The organism is Gilliamella sp. B2772 (assembly GCF_026536985.1).
In the GTDB taxonomy this organism is placed as follows: domain Bacteria; phylum Pseudomonadota; class Gammaproteobacteria; order Enterobacterales; family Orbaceae; genus Gilliamella; species Gilliamella apicola_E.
Map to the genome: position 1 here is coordinate 294,050 of NZ_JAFNNB010000002.1, position 16,131 is coordinate 310,180.

The window sequence follows — 16,131 nt, forward strand, 5'->3', positions numbered from 1 at the left end:
CCTATTTTGCTGATTTTTCTTTATTAATTGTTTCGCCAGATTTAATCCAAGGCTTATCTTTTTGTAGTGCACTTGGTAAAGATTTGATCGCTTTTCTGGCTTCGTCAGCAGAATCATATGTACCTTTAACTAAGATATACCATTTAACATTATTTCGTTTGGTTTCATAAATTTGGTAATTAGTAAGATTATGTTCTTTAACCAATCTTTTCAAACCATCAACTGAACTAGAAGAACTAAGTTGAATTGAAAACTGATCATTCTTAATTTTGGCAATCGAAGTTGAATTATTACCTGTTATTACACTATTATTTGAGTTAGAAACAGTAGGATTGCCTCTATCTGGATTTATTGGTTTATTTAAATTAGTTGATGAACCATTAGTATTTTGAGTTGTACTGTTACCCGTTGGTTGCAGATCTGGTCTAGAACCCGATGTTGACTGTGTTGATGCTGGAGGTTGACTAACCCCATTATCGTGCTCATTAACATTACTATTAATTGGGGCTGGTGGCACAGGTGCAGAATTTTGTTGACCTTGCGCTAACGCCCCACTATCGCCACTGATTGTTGAATCAGGCGTTTGCGTCGACGAAACACCATTGACTTCCGGAGGAGTCAGTATGGTTGTTTTTTTTGATGGACGAGATATCACAAAGCAAACCAACAAGACAATAATAGCTAAAGCTAATCCCATAATAATCAATTTTTTCTTCGAATAATGCTGAAAAAAAGTTGATATACTAAAAGAAGGCGTAGAAGACTTACTTGATTGTTCTGGTATATAACGATCATCTTTATCTACACGCATATTAACTCCTTTCAAATGGTTTATTGCCTCATGGCCAGCCGAATTTAAAAAATTGAAATTTTAAATTTGTTCTATTTTTTCAATAATATATCCAGCAACACCTTTGGCACTTTGCTCATCAGTTTTAATCGTAATATCAGCGATCTCTTCGTAAAGTGGATCACGCTCTTCGGCTAATTCTTCGTAAAGTTCACGGGGAGTATTGCCACCTTGTAATAAAGGACGACGCTTATCTTTCTGGGTTCTTGCCATCTGTTTTTCTATTGTAGTTTCTAAATAAACTACAATACCGCGAGCTGATAAACGGTTACGTGTCTCTTTAGATAAAATCGAACCACCACCAGTAGCAAGAACTATACCTTGTTTTTCAGTCAACTCATTAATGACTTTCTCTTCTCTGGCTCGGAATCCGTCTTCACCTTCTAAGTCAAAAATCCATGCAATATCAGCACCTGTACGTTTCTCGATCTCTTGGTCAGAATCAAAAAATTCCATACCTAACTGTTGTGCAATTTGTCGGCCTATTGTGCTTTTTCCTGCCCCCATAGGGCCAATTAGAAAGATATTTCGCTTTTCTGCCATTGTAGTTTCATCATCTATTAATTTTGGTTAAAATTTACAACACAATATCAATTTATAATGACTTAAATAACTCATCATTTCGGTATTGAATTGTGTAACTTACTTGGATCTCCGTCTAACGACAAAAATTTAGGTCGGTAATTATCTCAATAGATAGCCCCATTTTGCAACAGGTATTTATTAATCGATTAACTAATACCTGCTTGATGCAGATCATGAATATTCAGCGCACCAACCAATTCGCCGTGATTATTTACCACAGGGGCAGCAGTAATATTATGATCATTAAATGATTTTAAAGCTTCGACCGCTTTCCAAGTTTCAGGTATTTGATGGCCTGGACTTGTCATTACATCGACAATATTATCTTGTAATGTACCATGTTTTAGTAGCAAACGGCGTAAATCGCCATCTGTAAAAACGCCAACTATTTTATTATCATCTTGGCATATTGCAACTAACCCCACACCAGTACGACTTAATTCTAACATGGCATCAAGTACTGTTGCTGATTGTGGTACTCTAGGAATTAAATCACCCTTACGCATAATATCTTTTACATGATTTAATAGTTTAGCGCCTAAACTGCCAGCTGGATGTGAACGAGCAAAATCTTCTTCCTTAAATCCACGAGCTCGCATAACGGCAATTGCCAGCGCATCGCCCATCATTAACGTATTAGTTGAGCTTGAGGTTGGAGCTAATCCCATTGGACACGCTTCCTTTTCGATTGAAATATCCAGCACTGCTTGCGCAGCTAATGCTAATGGGGAATCAAGCCCACCCGTTATGGCAATAACTGGAATATTCATTGCTGCAAGAATGGGTAAAATAAATTGAAATTCCTTAGCTCGTCCTGAATAAGAAATCAAAATCACGACATCATTCTCGGTCACCATTCCTAAATCACCGTGTAATGCTTCAGATGGATGCATAAAAAATGCTGGGCTACCAGTACTGGCTAATGATGCTGCGATCTTTTTACCAATATGACCAGATTTACCAATGCCTGACACTACAACTTTGCCTTTTGTTGACAAAATTAACTGGCAGGCCTTAACAAAACTCTCACCAAGCCGAGCTGGTAGCTTCTGTGCCTCATGAAGCTCAAGTTCAAGTAATTCTCGACCATATTGTAATAATTTGTCCATTTTTAGCCACTCATCAAATTAAAACTAAAAAATATATATTGATTAAATTATTCATAGTCTAGCAATTAACTATTCAATATTCAAAAGCCTTTTAGAATAAAAAGATAAGAAATAATTGAGGAACGCACTTTTTAGATTAAAAAAAGTTGAGGAACGGGGTTTTTAAAGCTTTAGAATCCCAATCCAACTTTAACTCCAAGCACGATTAATATCACGCCTAACAACTTATCAATAATCAACTGTAACTTAAAATAACGACGTTGGACAATTTGGGTTTGGAAGACGAATACTACCATCGGCCACCAAATTGCAGCTTCAAGCCAGATTATAAAAGCAACTACCAGTTTATCTACCATCGTTGAGCTGGCATTAAGTAGTTGAGTGAAGATAGCTAGAAAAAACAGCGTGGCTTTTGGATTAAGTAAATTACATAATAGCCCTTGCATAAACGCAGATTTGGCTGTGACATCCAGTTCCTGCGTTTGTTTGGAAACATAGGCGGTGCCACGGCTTTTGGCTAGTAACGCTTTAACGCCAATCCATAACAAATAAGCGGCACCGGCATAACGTAATGCATTATAGAGCCAAGGGGTGGCGGTGATTAATACAGCAATGCCTGCCACGCAGTAACTCATATGAATGGCGATAGCACTAATTACTCCTAAACAGGTCATTAATGCTATTTTTCGGTTGTAGCTTAAACTATTTTTTAAGACCAGAAAAAAATCTGGCCCGGGTGATATCATGCCTAAACAACTAATGGTTATGACCAAAATTAAGGTATCGACTGTCATTTTTGCTCTTGTGCTGCATTGTTTAACGTGGCGATGTTTGATTTATGTTGTTCGATAAATTGCTTTTTATCGAAATTTTCATCAATTAAGTAATCAGTTAAGAATTTTGCATTCGTTTTAATTTGTGCACCATTCAAAATCATTCTTGGTAAGTCGATTTGGTAAATGGTTTGGTTGGATGATTTTTGTAAATCATCACTATTCGCATTGGTTAATAAGTACAATTTGCGTTCTTTTTCCGACAATTTTTTAACGGTTTCGGTACCCGCACCCATCATTAAATGGTCAGGGAAGATATAAAATACGGTATTGTCTAGTAAACCTTGCTCTTTTAGGTGATTAATAAATTGCCCTAAATTGTAATCGAGAGATGCGGCTACAAAAGACATGTTGTCATGCTTTGGGCTAATAACAGAAGTCATGCGTTCATCGTTAAAGCCATTTGGTGCATGGGTTGAAACAGTCGAAACAAATAGCGCAAATGGTTTGTCATTATTTTTCATCTCTTGTATTTGCTGTTCGGCGATATCTAATATATCTTTATCATATAACCCAAATGGCGCATTTGGGTATTTGTCTGGATAGTTTTTTTCAGATACCACTTGCATTCCAACTACTTCTGCTGTGTGACCAATGCTTGCAAATTCAGGACCAGCCATAACGTAACGAGTTTGGTAGCCTGCTTGTTTTAACACATCGCCCAAAGTGACTAATTTAGTTGAGTTAGCATTTTTTAAAGGGGATGTTGAGTGCTCTCCAATTAAAAATGGTACACCAGTCATATAAGTATACATTGAGGCGGTTGTCCAGGTACTACCTGCACTCATTGGCATATTTGGAAAGAAGGTATATTGTTGCTTAAGCTGTCTTAAATTTGGGGTGATATCAGCAAAATCTAAAAATCCTTGCTCGAAAGACTCTAACGATAACACAATAATATTTTTGCCTTTTTGACTTTTTAACTGTGATTTTGCAACATAATCATTCATATTGAGCGTTTGTAATGCTTGCTCAAAGGTTGCGTTTGGCGCGCAGGTGACTTGATAGATTTCATAGAGGCGACTAATTGGACCATTATGATAACTAATTGAAGCAATTGCGATGACAGCAAACGATAAGCGCCATAATAATCGGCATTTGTTACGAAATAAGTTGGCTAATTTACTGATTATCAAAACTAATCCTAAAAAGACTACAATCACTAATACAGCCTGTAACTTGAAGATAAATAATCCTTCAATAATGTCATTCACATTTAAATTCACGTAAAACTGATAATCAATAAATCCACCACTAAAATAGATAGAGGTGAGTTCCATAACAATGATGACGGTCATTAAGACAATGGTGAGCAGTTGCCATTTTTTTTGTTTAAAAAAAGAAGCTAAGGTAATAGTTAAGATAAAAAGTGGTAATACAATTAAAGTCGAAAACGGCATAGTTAATGATACTCAGATTTTCTTAAAACGGGATTATTGCATCAGTATATACGTTTTAATCAGAAAAATAAAAATCGCAGATTGCAAGGTAATATTAATGCTTTGATTTTATTATATGTAACAAGCTTAATGATAATTATTATTGTTTGTTGTTGATAATTGAAAGCATTAGCAATAAGATAGCAACAATTATTTTATTTCCTAAAGCTGAAAGGTTTACGCTATGTTGTTACGTAGATTTGCCATTGTTTTGCTGTTATCTTGTTTTTCCTATAGCTATGCTGATGTCACTTTACCGGCCCCACAAAATAAAGAGGGGATGGGATTATTTGATAGTCTTAAAAAGCGTGCGTCAACGCCGGGGGGAGGATTTCCAACAGGCATGGTGTCTGACGAGGAGCTTTCAAGTGTACTTTGGGCAGCCAGTGGCTTAAATCGAGGTAAAAACGGTTGGACAGTACCAATGGCAAGTGGTAAAGCGCCTTATGTTCGCCTGTATGTTGCAAGTGAAAAGGGAACCTTTATATACGAGTGGGAAGGGCACTATCTTCGTGAGATCAATAATCAAGATATTCGTGGCGACATCGGTAAACAAAGTTTTACTAAACGTGCACCTTATATTTTTATTTTTGTGTCTGATGGTGACAATCTTAAAGATTATGATACCCAACAAGCCAATGATTTTAGTCAAATTGCTGTTGGCGCAATGAGCCAAAATGTTTATTTATCGGCGACAGCATTAAAACTCAGCACACGTTATATCCATTCAATCAATCCTGAATTTATTAGTCAATCATTACAATTGCCCGAAAACAGCAAACCAATAGGGATTATGTTGTTAGGAAAATAAAGGAGTTGGAAGTGAAAAAGTATTTAACTTTAGTTGTTCTACTAATTGCAAGTTTAGCTGTTTTTAGTTCCCCTTCTTATGCAGCCGAAAAGAAATATGAAAGCTGGAATGCAATTATTGATGAGATGGATATCATTTTGAATGATGCCTACAACATCTATTTTATGAAAGATGTCGAAGGTGCTAAAGCCCGTGTTAATAATGCTTACTTTGGATTTTACGAAAAGCATGGTGTTGAGCGTGCAGTGATGTCTTATATTTCAGGTAAGCGGGGTACTGACACTGAATACCAGTTTGCAAAAATCAAACGATTAATGACACAAAATGCGCCGAATAAAACGGTGCGCGCAGAAATTGACGTTATTTTAAAAATGCTCCATGAAGATGCTAACGAGTTAGATGGTAAAAAAGAGAGTGGTTGGAGTGTCTTTTTGGCGTCGTTTATCATCATTTTCCGTGAAGGGTTGGAAGCGATATTGGTTATCGCAGCTATCTCTGCCTATCTTGTTCGCTCAAATAATAAACCGATGCTTAAAGTCGTTTATCTTAGCAGTTTGTTTGCGGTATTTGCTAGTATTTTAGCGGCGATAGCGTTACATACAATTGTGGGATTAAGCGGTGCCAACCAAGAAATTATGGAAGGTTGCGCCATGTTATTGGCAACGGTAATGCTGTTCTTTATTAGTAATTGGATGCTGTCTAAGTCAGAATCCATAGCTTGGAAAAACTATGTGGAAGGTAAGGTGCAAAATGCGGTTTCTACCGGCAGTAGTTTTGCTTTAGGATTTGCTGCCTTTTTAGCAGTGTTTCGTGAAGGCGCAGAAACTATCATCTTCTATCAAGCCATGTTAGCAGATGCTAATGACCATATGGATATGGTGTGGTATGGTTTAGGTGTGGGAATGATTATATTAGCGTTTGTGTTTGTTATTATTCGCTTTGGTACGGTCAAATTACCACTTAAACCTTTCTTTATTTGTACCAGTGCCTTGATGTATTTGATGGCGATTGCGTTTGCTGGTGGCGGTGTAAAAGAGTTACAAGAAGCTGATATTATTCAGGTTACACCGGTCGATTTTGTTCATTCGGTTGAGATATTGGGTATCTACCCAACAGTTGAAACATTATTACCACAGTTGTTCATGGTAGTGGCAGTGATAGGGTCGATTATCTATTCCACAAAATATAAAAGAAATAAATAATATAAAACAATAAAAACGATTAATGATTAGTGATAAATCGTAAATACATTGGTAGTAAATTGTTATTAGCTAGTCATGATTTTATTGATTAGTGATCAAAAGTGAAAAACAAAATTAAGGAGTTTTCAATGAAAAAACTATTAGTCTCTGCTGGTATTTCATCAATACTTGCACTTTCTTCAATGGCTTATGCTGCTGCACCTGCACCAGGTGAAGAAAAAGGCTTCGAAGAGTTTCCAATTGGTGATGAAGTAACTGTTGGTCCTTTACACATCGGTGCAGTTTATTTCCAACCTGTTGATATGGAACCAGCTGGTATGGGTGGTTTACCTGCTTCAAAATCTGATATGCATATTGAAGCTGATATTTCAGCGGCTGAAGGTAATAACTTAGGTTTTGGTACTGGTGATTTCGTGCCTTACTTAACTGTAAAATATAAAATCCAAAAAGAAGGCAGTGATAAAGCTATCGAAGGTACTTTTATGCCTATGAATGCTTCAGATGGTCCTCACTATGGTAACAATATTAAGTTAGATGGTGCAGGCAAATATAAAGTAACCTTTACTATCGAAAACCCTGAAAAACAAGGTTATTTATTACATGTTGATAAAGAAACTGGTGTTGAAGGTCGTTTCTGGACTAAACCAATTGAAGTTTCATGGGACTTTAACTTCATCCCACGTGCATGGTAATTATTATTTTTAATTAAATTTAATTTTAAATAATTAGTTGTACTATCGGCGAGTGTCAAAACTCGCCTATATACGTTGTAATTTTTAGGCAATCATTATGCTCCAATACCTTATCAATGTTACTGATAATACTTTTGTACCTGTGATTATGTTGGCACTACTTAGTGCTGTATTTGTTCAATCAAGTAAAAAATACCTTATCACGGGATTTGTATTGGGGATGTTGTCGGCTCTTATTTATGCAATATTAAAACGAAATACGGGTTTTGCTGTTCGTGAGTTTTATGATCTTGGTGTGATTGTTACTTGGTGCATTATTGTTGTTCCATTGCTGATCTGCTTATCTTTTAGAAATTTTCTAGTTTTCATCATAGTATCTATTGCAATTGGACTTATTACAGCACAATGTTTACCGAATATTTTACTTTATCCATTTGAATTTGATGTTGGCATGGAGTCAATTTTCAATAATGATTATCTGTTTAAATGGATTGGTTACAGTTTCGCTTTATTAGTTTGTATTTTAATTGGATTGTTTATCTATCGGCTTTGCCAAAGGTTTTCAACTCGATTTATTACTGTTATTACTTCATTAGCGATTATTATTTTTACTACACAGAATATAATTAATTTTCTACAAATTTTGATTGTGCGGCGGTTTATCTCACCACAAGAATGGATGATGGAATTAGTTATTTTTGTTTTAGCTCATGTCAATTTATTTACTTTCATCTTTATGGCATTGGTGTTACTACTTACTATTTTATTATACACCAAATCCAAAACTACCTCATTAGTAGGTAGTAATCCTGCTCAAGTGCGTAAACTCAAAGCAAGTTTACGACGTGATCGCCGTACCTCATTATTATTAATGGCAGGTATTGCCATAACGGCTTATACCGTTACTCGCGCACGCTATATTCTCCAAAAAGGTGTGGAGTTATCACCCGCTGAGCCAGTTAAACCTAATGCGGATGGTTTGATTGTGATTCCATTAGATAAAATAAATGACGGCAATTTACACCGTTATGGTTATCAAGCAGTAGATGGCACCTTAATTAGATTTATTGTCATTAAGAAAAGCGAAAATGCATATGGTGTAGGTTTTGACGCTTGTGATATCTGTGGTGCAAGTGGTTATTATCAACGAGGTAATCAAGTTGTCTGTATTTTGTGTGATGTGGTAATGAATATTGCAACAATTGGTTTTTCAGGCGGTTGTAATCCAGTACCGCTTAAATATGAAATTTTAGATGGCAATATGATTATTCGTCCAGCTCATCTTGAAGCTGAAAAAAGTCGCTTTAAGTAAAGGTGTGAAAAGGAAGAAAATATGTTTCGAAGAATGTTACTTAGTGTGTTAGTTCGCCAAAAAAAGAAGCTATTTTTAATTGCCTTAACCGTTGCTTTAGGGGTTTCGCTAGCGACAGCCATGTTAAATGTGATGTTTGATGTTGGTGATAAAGTTAATCAAGAATTAAAAGCCTATGGTGCTAACTTAAATATTGTGCCCAAAAGTGCAGCGATGGTAAATGAGTTATATCAACTCGATGACAAACAAAACGCAACTCAATATATTAAGCAAGATGATTTAGTCAAGATTAAAATGATTTTCTGGGCATATAACATTGTTGATTTTGCCCCCTATTTAACGACCCAAGTGACCGTTAATGATAGACCTATTACACTAGTGGGAACATGGTTTAATAAGCATCTGACTATTCCAACTGGTGATGAAGTTGACACAGGAATGTTAGCCATGAAGTCGTGGTGGTCGATAGAAGGCAAGCCAATGAAAGATGATAACTTGCAAGGTGCCATGGTGGGTGAAACACTTGCCAAGCAATTAAATCTTAAATTAGGCGATAGTATTGAGCTAACTTCCCCAAAAATGACGCTAATTGTAAATAATATCTTTCATAGTGGTGGTCTTGAAGATAACGAGCTTTATGTATCGCTACCAGTTGCTCAAATGTTAGCGAATAAACAAGGTCTAGTTGAACGGGTTGAAGTGAGCGCTCTTACCACACCTGAAAACGATTTAGCTCGCAAAGCGGCGCAAGATCCCAATAGTTTATCGCGTGCCGAATGGGATCGATGGTACTGCACCGCTTATATCAGTTCGATTGCCTATCAGTTGGAAGAATTAATGCCCGATGTTCGGGTTAAAGCGATAATGCAAGTTGCCGACTCAGAAGGCTCTATTTTACAAAAAACACAATTATTGATGTTATTACTGACAGTGTTATCTTTGATCTGTTCGGCTTTGGCGATATCTAACTTAGTTACTGCTAACGTGATTGAACGTAGTACTGAAATTGGTTTATTAAAAGCACTAGGGGCAACTAATACCTCGGTAGCGATGTTAATTCTTAGTGAAATACTAATCATTGCTTTATTCGGTGGTATGGTCGGCTATTTTATTGGTCTTGGCTTTGCCCAAATTATTGGACAGACGGTATTTGGTTCATTTGTTGAGCCTAAAATGATTATTATCCCAATGGTATTAATTATGGTAAGTCTCATTACCTTATTAGGAAGCTTGCCGGCATTACGTATTATGATGTTCTTACGTCCAACGGATGTATTACATGGTCGGTAAGCGAGGTTAAGTGATGATAAATAAAAACCAACGCTTTATTTTAAAAACGATATTTAGCTCATTAATTCGCCGTCGTTCTCGGATTGCAATTGCCTTACTTGGTGTTGCGATTGGGGCGACAGTGTTACTAGGTATGGTGACGCTTTGTTATGATATTCCAAGACAAATGGGACAAGAGTTTCGTTCTTATGGAGCTAACTTATTGTTAATGCCAGCTAATAATCAACCGACTATATCAATGGTTGAGGTAGAAAAAGCTATTAGCGTATTACCGAAAGACAAAGTATTAGGTGTTACACCATTTCGTTATAATTCTATCCGCAGTAACCAACAGCCTTATACCATCGTTGGCACCCAATTTGATCAGGTTATTAAAACTAGTCCATATTGGAAGATAGAAGGTGAACTACCAAAAAATCCGAACGAAATTATAATTGGTACGGATATTGCCCAGTTTGCTAAACTTAGTATTGGAAGTACCATGCCAATTTCAGGAAAATCTAAAGAAAATTCTCGCTTTGATGAGGACTTAACTGTTACTGGCATCGTCAAGACAGGTCGTGCAGAAGATAATTTTATATTTATCGATCTGAACGATCTTGAAAACCTACTTGAAGAAAGCAATCAGGCCGAAGTGGTCGAAATTAGTATCACTGCAACCAAAGATGAATTGCAACACTATATTCAAACCATTAAAGATCACTCAACCACAATCGAACCGCATCTTATAAAATGGGTGACACAGTCCGAAGCATCAGTGCTCGGTAAACTGTCATCTTTACTCTACTTAGTAACCTTAGTCGTGTTAATTTTGACTATGATTTGTGTGGCCACAACCATGATGACGGTAGTAATGGAGCGTCGCAAAGAGATAGGGCTGAAAAAAGCTATTGGTGCAACCAATAAAAGTATTGCCAAAGAATTTTTAGCCGAAGGGATGATTTTAGGTATTATTGGTGGGGTGATTGGGGTTATTTGTGGTTTAATTTTTGCTCAAGTAATCAGCGCCAATGTATTTGGGCGCTCAATTGTCATTGAATTTTATTTGATACCAACAACGATTGTTATTTCGGCTGTGGTAACCATCATTGCGTGTTTGATTCCGGTAAAACGTGCACTTGAAGTTGAACCAGCATTAGTTTTACGTGGCGAATAGGATAGTAAAGTATGAATATGCTAGAAGTTAATAATGTTTCAAAGATCTATGGCTCTTTACATGCCTTGTCAGAAGTTAACTTAACCGTTGAAGAAGGTAAATGGCTATCCATTATGGGACCTTCAGGCAGTGGTAAAACCACGTTAATGAATATTATTGGTTGTATGGATAAACCGTCGCTGGGTTCAGTAATTCTAGATGGACAAGATATTACCCAACTTTCATTACCCCAACTAACGGAAATTCGGCGTGATAAAATTGGTTTAATCTTTCAACAGTTCCATCTTGTCTCTTATCTAACCGCATTAGAAAACGTAATGGTGGCGCAATATTATCACAGTATGGTAGATGAAAAGGAAGCCTTACAAGCATTAGAACGTGTGGGGCTTGCAGCGCGGGCCAAACATTTACCTCGTCAATTATCGGGTGGGGAACAGCAACGCGTTTGTATTGCTAGGGCATTAATTAATTACCCAAAACTGATTTTAGCTGACGAGCCAACTGGTAATTTAGATGAAAGCAATGAAGCAATGGTCATGAACTTACTACATCAACTTCACGAAGAAGGAAGCACAATTATCGTTGTTACGCATTCGCCCGAAGTATCAAAACATGCGCAAACAACGGTAGTTCTTGAACATGGTAAAGTAGCAAGTATTATCAATAATTAATGATTAAAAGGTCTATATTTATGAAAAATCGCATTGTTTCATCTGTACTATTTATCTTAATCGGAGCGTTACTTATTCTGTTCCCGCTCTATATTTTACCTGTCTGCCCACTACCGGATGTGCAATCTATGCCAGCCGATGCTATGCATTCTGCGCCAATGGATGGGCACATGCACAATGCTGGTGGCAAAATCATGAAATGTTTTTGGACATCAAGGGCGGAAATAGGTATTGGTAGTTTAGTGATAGTCCTCGGTGCCTTAGTATTACTTAGCCGTTCGTTATTTGTACGTATGGGATTAAGTATGGCTATAGCTTGTACTGCGGTCTTAGCAGCAGCGATTCCAACTATTTTAATAGGTGTATGTGGTAATGAAATGATGCGATGCAATATGGGAGCTAAGCCAGCATTGATATTATTGTCAATAGTATTAGCAATTGTTGCTATTATCAATGTGATATATTTAAATAAACAAGCTAATCGCTAGTAACGGTTAGCAACTGATAAAAAGCATTAGTCAGCCTTAACACCAATTATAGAGAAATCCAACATGCAAGAAATAACTATAGCGAATTTAGCATGGCGAAATATCCAACGACGACCTTTTCGAAGTTGTTGCTTGATTATCATCATTATGCTTTTTTCCGCTACGCTATTTGGCGGTAGTGTATTGATGAAAAACCTAAGCTTAGGCATTTCAGGCATGGCTAATCGGTTAGGTGCGGACATTCTTATAGTACCTTATGGTTATGAAAAAAATCTTGAAGTCGCCTTATTACGAGGCGAACCAAGTAGCTTTTATCTAAAAGCTGAATTAATTGATAAAATCAAAGAAATCAAAGGAATCGAAGCGGTCTCACCACAACTATTTATTGCTTCGTTAAGTGCTGGTTGTTGTACTTCTAAAGTTCAATTAATTGGTTTTGATCAGCAAAGTGATTTTGTAATTAAACCTTGGCTACAAACACAATTAGAACAACCATTGCAAGACAATCAGGTAGTGGTAGGCAGTAAAATTACCTCAAATGTCGGTGATGAAATTAAATTTTTTAATCATCCCTTTAAAATTGCCGCTAAAATGGATAGCACAGGAATGGGTTTTGACACCTCAGTTTTTATGACCATTCCTGCTGCACAATCGCTTATGAAAGAAACCAATTTAATTGAAGGCGATACTGACCACTTTGCTAACTATGTGTCATCGATTTTTGTTAAAGTCGACCCTGACTATCAGTCTAAAGATATTGTTAATCAAATCATGCCCAAATATGCTATCGATTACAATATTGATTTTGTGATGACCAAAGGCATGTTAAGTAATATATCCAAATGGTTAAATAGTTTTTCAACTATTGTCTATAGTTTATCGGCGATATTTTGGGTGTTAGCGATTATTGTGATCTTTGTAATATTTTCCTCATCCCTTAATGAACGAAAACGCGAAATCAGCTTATTACGTATTCTAGGTGCATCGCGCAGTGATCTGGTTAAAATGTTACTGCGAGAATCCCTTATCATTAGTGCTTTAGGTGGTCTTGCTGGTATAGTGGTTGCTGGCGTATTAATTTATGCTTTCAGCTTATTGATATGCCAAACGATAGGTTTGCCATGTATGAATATTTCAATTACAGATGGATTAATTTATGCATTCATCGTATTTTTGCTGACATTAATTATTGGTCCGCTGTCTAGTATTTATTCAGCATTATCATTAACTAAGTTTGATACTTATCAAACATTAAGAGAGGGTGAATAATGTTATTAGATGTCAAGAACCTTCGTAAAGATTATAAACGCGGATCTCAACACTTTTCAGCAGTGAATAATGTTAGTTTTTCAATGGCACAAAGTGACTTTATCAGCATTATGGGTAAATCAGGTAGTGGTAAAACGACGTTGCTTAATATGATTGCTGGGTTACTAACGCCAACTCAAGGTAAAATCACGATTAACGGCACCAATTTATTCGATCTTGATGACAAACAAGTATCGGCGTTTCGTAATCAAAATATTGGTTACATTCCACAAGGCAGTAGTTTGTTACCTAATCTAACTGCTCTGGAAAATATTCGCTTACCGTTTTCTTTAACGAAACGTGAAAACCAATCGAGCTTAAATTCTGCAATGGAACTGTTAGAAAAAGCCCAAATTAGCTATTTAAAAGATGCTTATCCAGCCAACATGTCAGGTGGTGAAATGCGTCGAATAGCTATTTTACGTGCACTAATTTGCCAGCCACAAATAGTCATTGCCGACGAACCCACCAGCGATCTTGACGATGAAAGTTCAACACAAATTATGGCATTATTAGCCGATATTCATCAACAAGGCACAGGACTATTGATTGTTACTCATGATAATGATGTAGCAAGTTACAGCCAAAAAACACTGAAAATGTCAGCAGGGCGGTTAATCGATTAAATTAGGGCATGTCATTATCAGCAATTATAAAAACAGCGGATTACAGCCCATATCAATCATAATTTTATTTAACTTTATTAGCGGTAATCCGACTAAAGAATTAATATCATCGCCTTCAAGCTTATCGAAAAGAGTAATCCCTAACTCATCACATTTAAAACTGCCAGCACATTGTAGTGGCATCTCTTTAGCGATATAAGCATCGATTTCTTCATCAGTTAACTGACGAAAGGTGACTTTAAACGGTTCACAAATCGTTTGCGATTGGCCTGTGTGAGTATTAATGACCGTCATTCCTGTATAAAAGTAAAACGCTTTGCCACTGCTATTTTTTAATTGTTGCTGGGCGTTTTCAATAGTGAGGGGTTTACATACAATCTTTCCATCTAAAACACCTACTTGGTCGGAACCAATAATTAAACTATCAGGATTGCTTGCCACCAATGACTGCGCTTTAGCATTAGCCAATCGTACCACCAGCTGCTGTGCACTTTCATTTGGTAGAGGTGTTTCATCACAAATCGGTGGCACACAATCGAAAGGAATAGCTAATTTTTCAAGTACTTTTTTACGTGAAAGTGATGTTGATGCTAGGATAATTTTCATTTTAACTGTTCTTGTAAAATCCATGCGGAAGGATGAGCATTAAAACCAATATGACCATAATAATCGACTGCTTGAGGTGCTGCAAGCAAAGTAATTGCACATTGATTATCGGTATGAATTTGAATCTCTTTTATCAACTGTTTACCAATACCTGATTTTTGATAAGCTTCATCAACGGCTAAATCAGCTAAATAAGTTATGTAGACAAAGTCTGTTAAACAGCGGGCAATACCGACAAGTTTCTGATCATGCCATGCGGTAATGACTAAATTAGCATTATCTAACATTGCTTGAAAACGAGGTTTATCACTTATTGGTCGACGTTCCGCCAATGAGCAGCGAGAATATAATAATGTCGCTTGTTCTATACTGGGTTTGATATCATGGCGATAAATAATATTATCCATAGTTGATCTCCATCATGATTTTGCAAAAAAGTTATTTCAATATTTTAAATTAGCGTTAGGATAACAATATTAGATTTAATTTAAAATTAGTACCATCTTAAATTAATTAAAAAAGATAAGTTTAAATGAGGAGGCGGTATGTACAAAAAAATATTAGTTCCGATTGATGTCCTTGAAGATGAACTCACTCAAAAAGTGATCCCCCATGTTGAGTGTTTAGCGAAGTTATCCAATGCGCAAGTTATCTTTTTTCATACCTTACCGGTTGCATCGGCTATTGTAAATGCTTACTCATTTGGTTTTGATGAGTTTAAAGATCAAGCAACAGTACAAACAGAGCAATGGCTACATCGCTTGATTGACTCAATTAATTTACCAAGAGAAAATTTATCTTTTTCAATTGCGTTTGGTAATCCACGAGATGAGATCTTACATCTAGCAGAAGAGATCGAGCCCGATCTAATCATCATAGGATCTAGACGCCCAAATATCTCAACACATCTACTTGGATCAAATGCTTCTGGTGTAGTGAGAGGTGCACAAACATCAGTGCTAGTAGTACGTTAATTTTTATTTTTCTGATGTCCTCCAAAAGGACATCAGTTTTTGCTCAAAATCTTCAACCTTTTTTGATTTTAAAAAAGATTTTAAGCTCCAATATATTCACAAAAAGTAAGTGCTGGAAACGATAATAAAGAATTTATTTACTCCAAATAAGATTGTTGTGCAAAAGGTTGTCTTTTTAT

18 protein-coding genes are annotated in these 16,131 nt (G+C 36.4%); 11 read left to right on the forward strand and 7 right to left on the reverse strand.

Translation table 11 applies throughout. From position 1 onward, the window contains the following. Position 1 precedes the first annotated feature (1 nt). The 5 genes from J3T98_RS06575 to J3T98_RS06595 form a co-directional block, all read right to left on the reverse strand. Positions 2 to 811 carry an SPOR domain-containing protein gene (locus J3T98_RS06575; RefSeq protein ID WP_267362437.1) on the reverse strand — a complete coding sequence of 270 codons (810 nt, stop codon included), beginning with the start codon at positions 809 to 811 and terminating at the stop codon, positions 2 to 4. Positions 812 to 871: 60 nt separating this feature from the next. Beyond that, on the reverse strand, positions 872 to 1,393 hold the full coding sequence (gene aroK, locus J3T98_RS06580) for a shikimate kinase AroK (RefSeq protein WP_065563574.1): 522 nt from the start codon (positions 1,391 to 1,393) through the stop codon (positions 872 to 874). 188 nt (positions 1,394 to 1,581) lie between these two features. Then, positions 1,582 to 2,544, reverse strand: coding sequence for an arabinose-5-phosphate isomerase GutQ (gene gutQ / locus J3T98_RS06585; RefSeq protein ID WP_065563573.1), 963 nt, complete (start codon positions 2,542 to 2,544; stop codon positions 1,582 to 1,584). Positions 2,545 to 2,714: 170 nt separating this feature from the next. Further along, the gene (locus J3T98_RS06590) at positions 2,715 to 3,338 is read right to left on the reverse strand and encodes a LysE family transporter (RefSeq protein WP_267362438.1); all 624 of its coding nucleotides are present in this window, start codon (positions 3,336 to 3,338) and stop codon (positions 2,715 to 2,717) included. Further along, complete coding sequence (locus J3T98_RS06595; protein WP_267362439.1) at positions 3,335 to 4,777, reverse strand: LTA synthase family protein; 1,443 nt, start codon at positions 4,775 to 4,777, stop codon at positions 3,335 to 3,337. The genes J3T98_RS06590 and J3T98_RS06595 overlap by 4 nt, the downstream gene beginning before the upstream one ends. Before the next feature lie 223 nt (positions 4,778 to 5,000). On the opposite strand from J3T98_RS06595, the gene J3T98_RS06600 reads away from it, so the two are divergent. From J3T98_RS06600 to J3T98_RS06645, 10 genes are all read left to right on the forward strand, one after another. After that, complete coding sequence (locus J3T98_RS06600; protein ID WP_267362441.1) at positions 5,001 to 5,627, forward strand: nitroreductase family protein; 627 nt, start codon at positions 5,001 to 5,003, stop codon at positions 5,625 to 5,627. A gap of 11 nt (positions 5,628 to 5,638) precedes the next feature. Next, positions 5,639 to 6,829, forward strand: coding sequence for an FTR1 family iron permease (locus J3T98_RS06605; protein WP_267362442.1), 1,191 nt, complete (start codon positions 5,639 to 5,641; stop codon positions 6,827 to 6,829). A gap of 128 nt (positions 6,830 to 6,957) precedes the next feature. Beyond that, positions 6,958 to 7,521: an iron transporter gene (locus tag J3T98_RS06610; protein ID WP_065563568.1), complete on the forward strand. Its 564-nt coding sequence runs from the start codon at positions 6,958 to 6,960 to the stop codon at positions 7,519 to 7,521. Between the two features lie 97 nt (positions 7,522 to 7,618). Further along, entirely contained in the window at positions 7,619 to 8,833 is a 1,215-nt protein-coding gene (locus tag J3T98_RS06615; protein WP_065563567.1) for a Fe-S-containing protein, read from the forward strand. Between the two features lie 21 nt (positions 8,834 to 8,854). Further along, a complete protein-coding gene (locus J3T98_RS06620) occupies positions 8,855 to 10,123 on the forward strand; it encodes an ABC transporter permease (protein ID WP_065563566.1) in 1,269 nt (422 codons plus the stop codon). A gap of 13 nt (positions 10,124 to 10,136) precedes the next feature. Next, the gene (locus J3T98_RS06625; RefSeq protein WP_220225729.1) at positions 10,137 to 11,279 is read left to right on the forward strand and encodes an ABC transporter permease; all 1,143 of its coding nucleotides are present in this window, start codon (positions 10,137 to 10,139) and stop codon (positions 11,277 to 11,279) included. Positions 11,280 to 11,290: 11 nt separating this feature from the next. Next, complete coding sequence (locus J3T98_RS06630; RefSeq protein ID WP_065563564.1) at positions 11,291 to 11,950, forward strand: ABC transporter ATP-binding protein; 660 nt, start codon at positions 11,291 to 11,293, stop codon at positions 11,948 to 11,950. 20 nt (positions 11,951 to 11,970) lie between these two features. After that, positions 11,971 to 12,438: a DUF4418 family protein gene (locus J3T98_RS06635; protein ID WP_220225730.1), complete on the forward strand. Its 468-nt coding sequence runs from the start codon at positions 11,971 to 11,973 to the stop codon at positions 12,436 to 12,438. A 63-nt stretch (positions 12,439 to 12,501) separates the two neighbouring features. Further along, complete coding sequence (locus tag J3T98_RS06640; protein WP_220225731.1) at positions 12,502 to 13,707, forward strand: ABC transporter permease; 1,206 nt, start codon at positions 12,502 to 12,504, stop codon at positions 13,705 to 13,707. Next, the gene (locus J3T98_RS06645) at positions 13,707 to 14,372 is read left to right on the forward strand and encodes an ABC transporter ATP-binding protein (protein WP_220225732.1); all 666 of its coding nucleotides are present in this window, start codon (positions 13,707 to 13,709) and stop codon (positions 14,370 to 14,372) included. The genes J3T98_RS06640 and J3T98_RS06645 overlap by 1 nt, the downstream gene beginning before the upstream one ends. Positions 14,373 to 14,396: 24 nt before the next feature. Here the strand turns inward: J3T98_RS06645 and J3T98_RS06650 are convergent, their stop codons facing one another. Both J3T98_RS06650 and J3T98_RS06655 read right to left on the reverse strand, forming a co-directional pair. Then, complete coding sequence (locus J3T98_RS06650) at positions 14,397 to 14,978, reverse strand: Maf family protein (protein WP_220225733.1); 582 nt, start codon at positions 14,976 to 14,978, stop codon at positions 14,397 to 14,399. Then, positions 14,975 to 15,385: a GNAT family N-acetyltransferase gene (locus J3T98_RS06655; RefSeq protein WP_065563559.1), complete on the reverse strand. Its 411-nt coding sequence runs from the start codon at positions 15,383 to 15,385 to the stop codon at positions 14,975 to 14,977. Before J3T98_RS06655 ends, J3T98_RS06650 begins: the two co-directional genes overlap by 4 nt. Before the next feature lie 138 nt (positions 15,386 to 15,523). On the opposite strand from J3T98_RS06655, the gene J3T98_RS06660 reads away from it, so the two are divergent. Then, a complete protein-coding gene (locus J3T98_RS06660; RefSeq protein WP_065563558.1) occupies positions 15,524 to 15,952 on the forward strand; it encodes a universal stress protein in 429 nt (142 codons plus the stop codon). Positions 15,953 to 16,131 lie beyond the last annotated feature (179 nt).

Bases quoted from the DNA above. Each gene is read 5' to 3' on its own strand.
- J3T98_RS06575 (WP_267362437.1), bottom strand. From the start codon at position 811: ATGCGTGTAGATAAAGATGATCGTTATATACCAGAACAATCAAGTAAG.
- aroK (WP_065563574.1), bottom strand. From the start codon at position 1,393: ATGGCAGAAAAGCGAAATATCTTTCTAATTGGCCCTATGGGGGCAGGA.
- gutQ (WP_065563573.1), bottom strand. From the start codon at position 2,544: ATGGACAAATTATTACAATATGGTCGAGAATTACTTGAACTTGAGCTT.
- J3T98_RS06590 (WP_267362438.1), bottom strand. From the start codon at position 3,338: ATGACAGTCGATACCTTAATTTTGGTCATAACCATTAGTTGTTTAGGC.
- J3T98_RS06595 (WP_267362439.1), bottom strand. From the start codon at position 4,777: ATGCCGTTTTCGACTTTAATTGTATTACCACTTTTTATCTTAACTATT.
- J3T98_RS06600 (WP_267362441.1), top strand. From the start codon at position 5,001: ATGTTGTTACGTAGATTTGCCATTGTTTTGCTGTTATCTTGTTTTTCC.
- J3T98_RS06610 (WP_065563568.1), top strand. From the start codon at position 6,958: ATGAAAAAACTATTAGTCTCTGCTGGTATTTCATCAATACTTGCACTT.
- J3T98_RS06615 (WP_065563567.1), top strand. From the start codon at position 7,619: ATGCTCCAATACCTTATCAATGTTACTGATAATACTTTTGTACCTGTG.
- J3T98_RS06620 (WP_065563566.1), top strand. From the start codon at position 8,855: ATGTTTCGAAGAATGTTACTTAGTGTGTTAGTTCGCCAAAAAAAGAAG.
- J3T98_RS06625 (WP_220225729.1), top strand. From the start codon at position 10,137: ATGATAAATAAAAACCAACGCTTTATTTTAAAAACGATATTTAGCTCA.
- J3T98_RS06630 (WP_065563564.1), top strand. From the start codon at position 11,291: ATGAATATGCTAGAAGTTAATAATGTTTCAAAGATCTATGGCTCTTTA.
- J3T98_RS06635 (WP_220225730.1), top strand. From the start codon at position 11,971: ATGAAAAATCGCATTGTTTCATCTGTACTATTTATCTTAATCGGAGCG.
- J3T98_RS06640 (WP_220225731.1), top strand. From the start codon at position 12,502: ATGCAAGAAATAACTATAGCGAATTTAGCATGGCGAAATATCCAACGA.
- J3T98_RS06645 (WP_220225732.1), top strand. From the start codon at position 13,707: ATGTTATTAGATGTCAAGAACCTTCGTAAAGATTATAAACGCGGATCT.
- J3T98_RS06650 (WP_220225733.1), bottom strand. From the start codon at position 14,978: ATGAAAATTATCCTAGCATCAACATCACTTTCACGTAAAAAAGTACTT.
- J3T98_RS06655 (WP_065563559.1), bottom strand. From the start codon at position 15,385: ATGGATAATATTATTTATCGCCATGATATCAAACCCAGTATAGAACAA.
- J3T98_RS06660 (WP_065563558.1), top strand. From the start codon at position 15,524: ATGTACAAAAAAATATTAGTTCCGATTGATGTCCTTGAAGATGAACTC.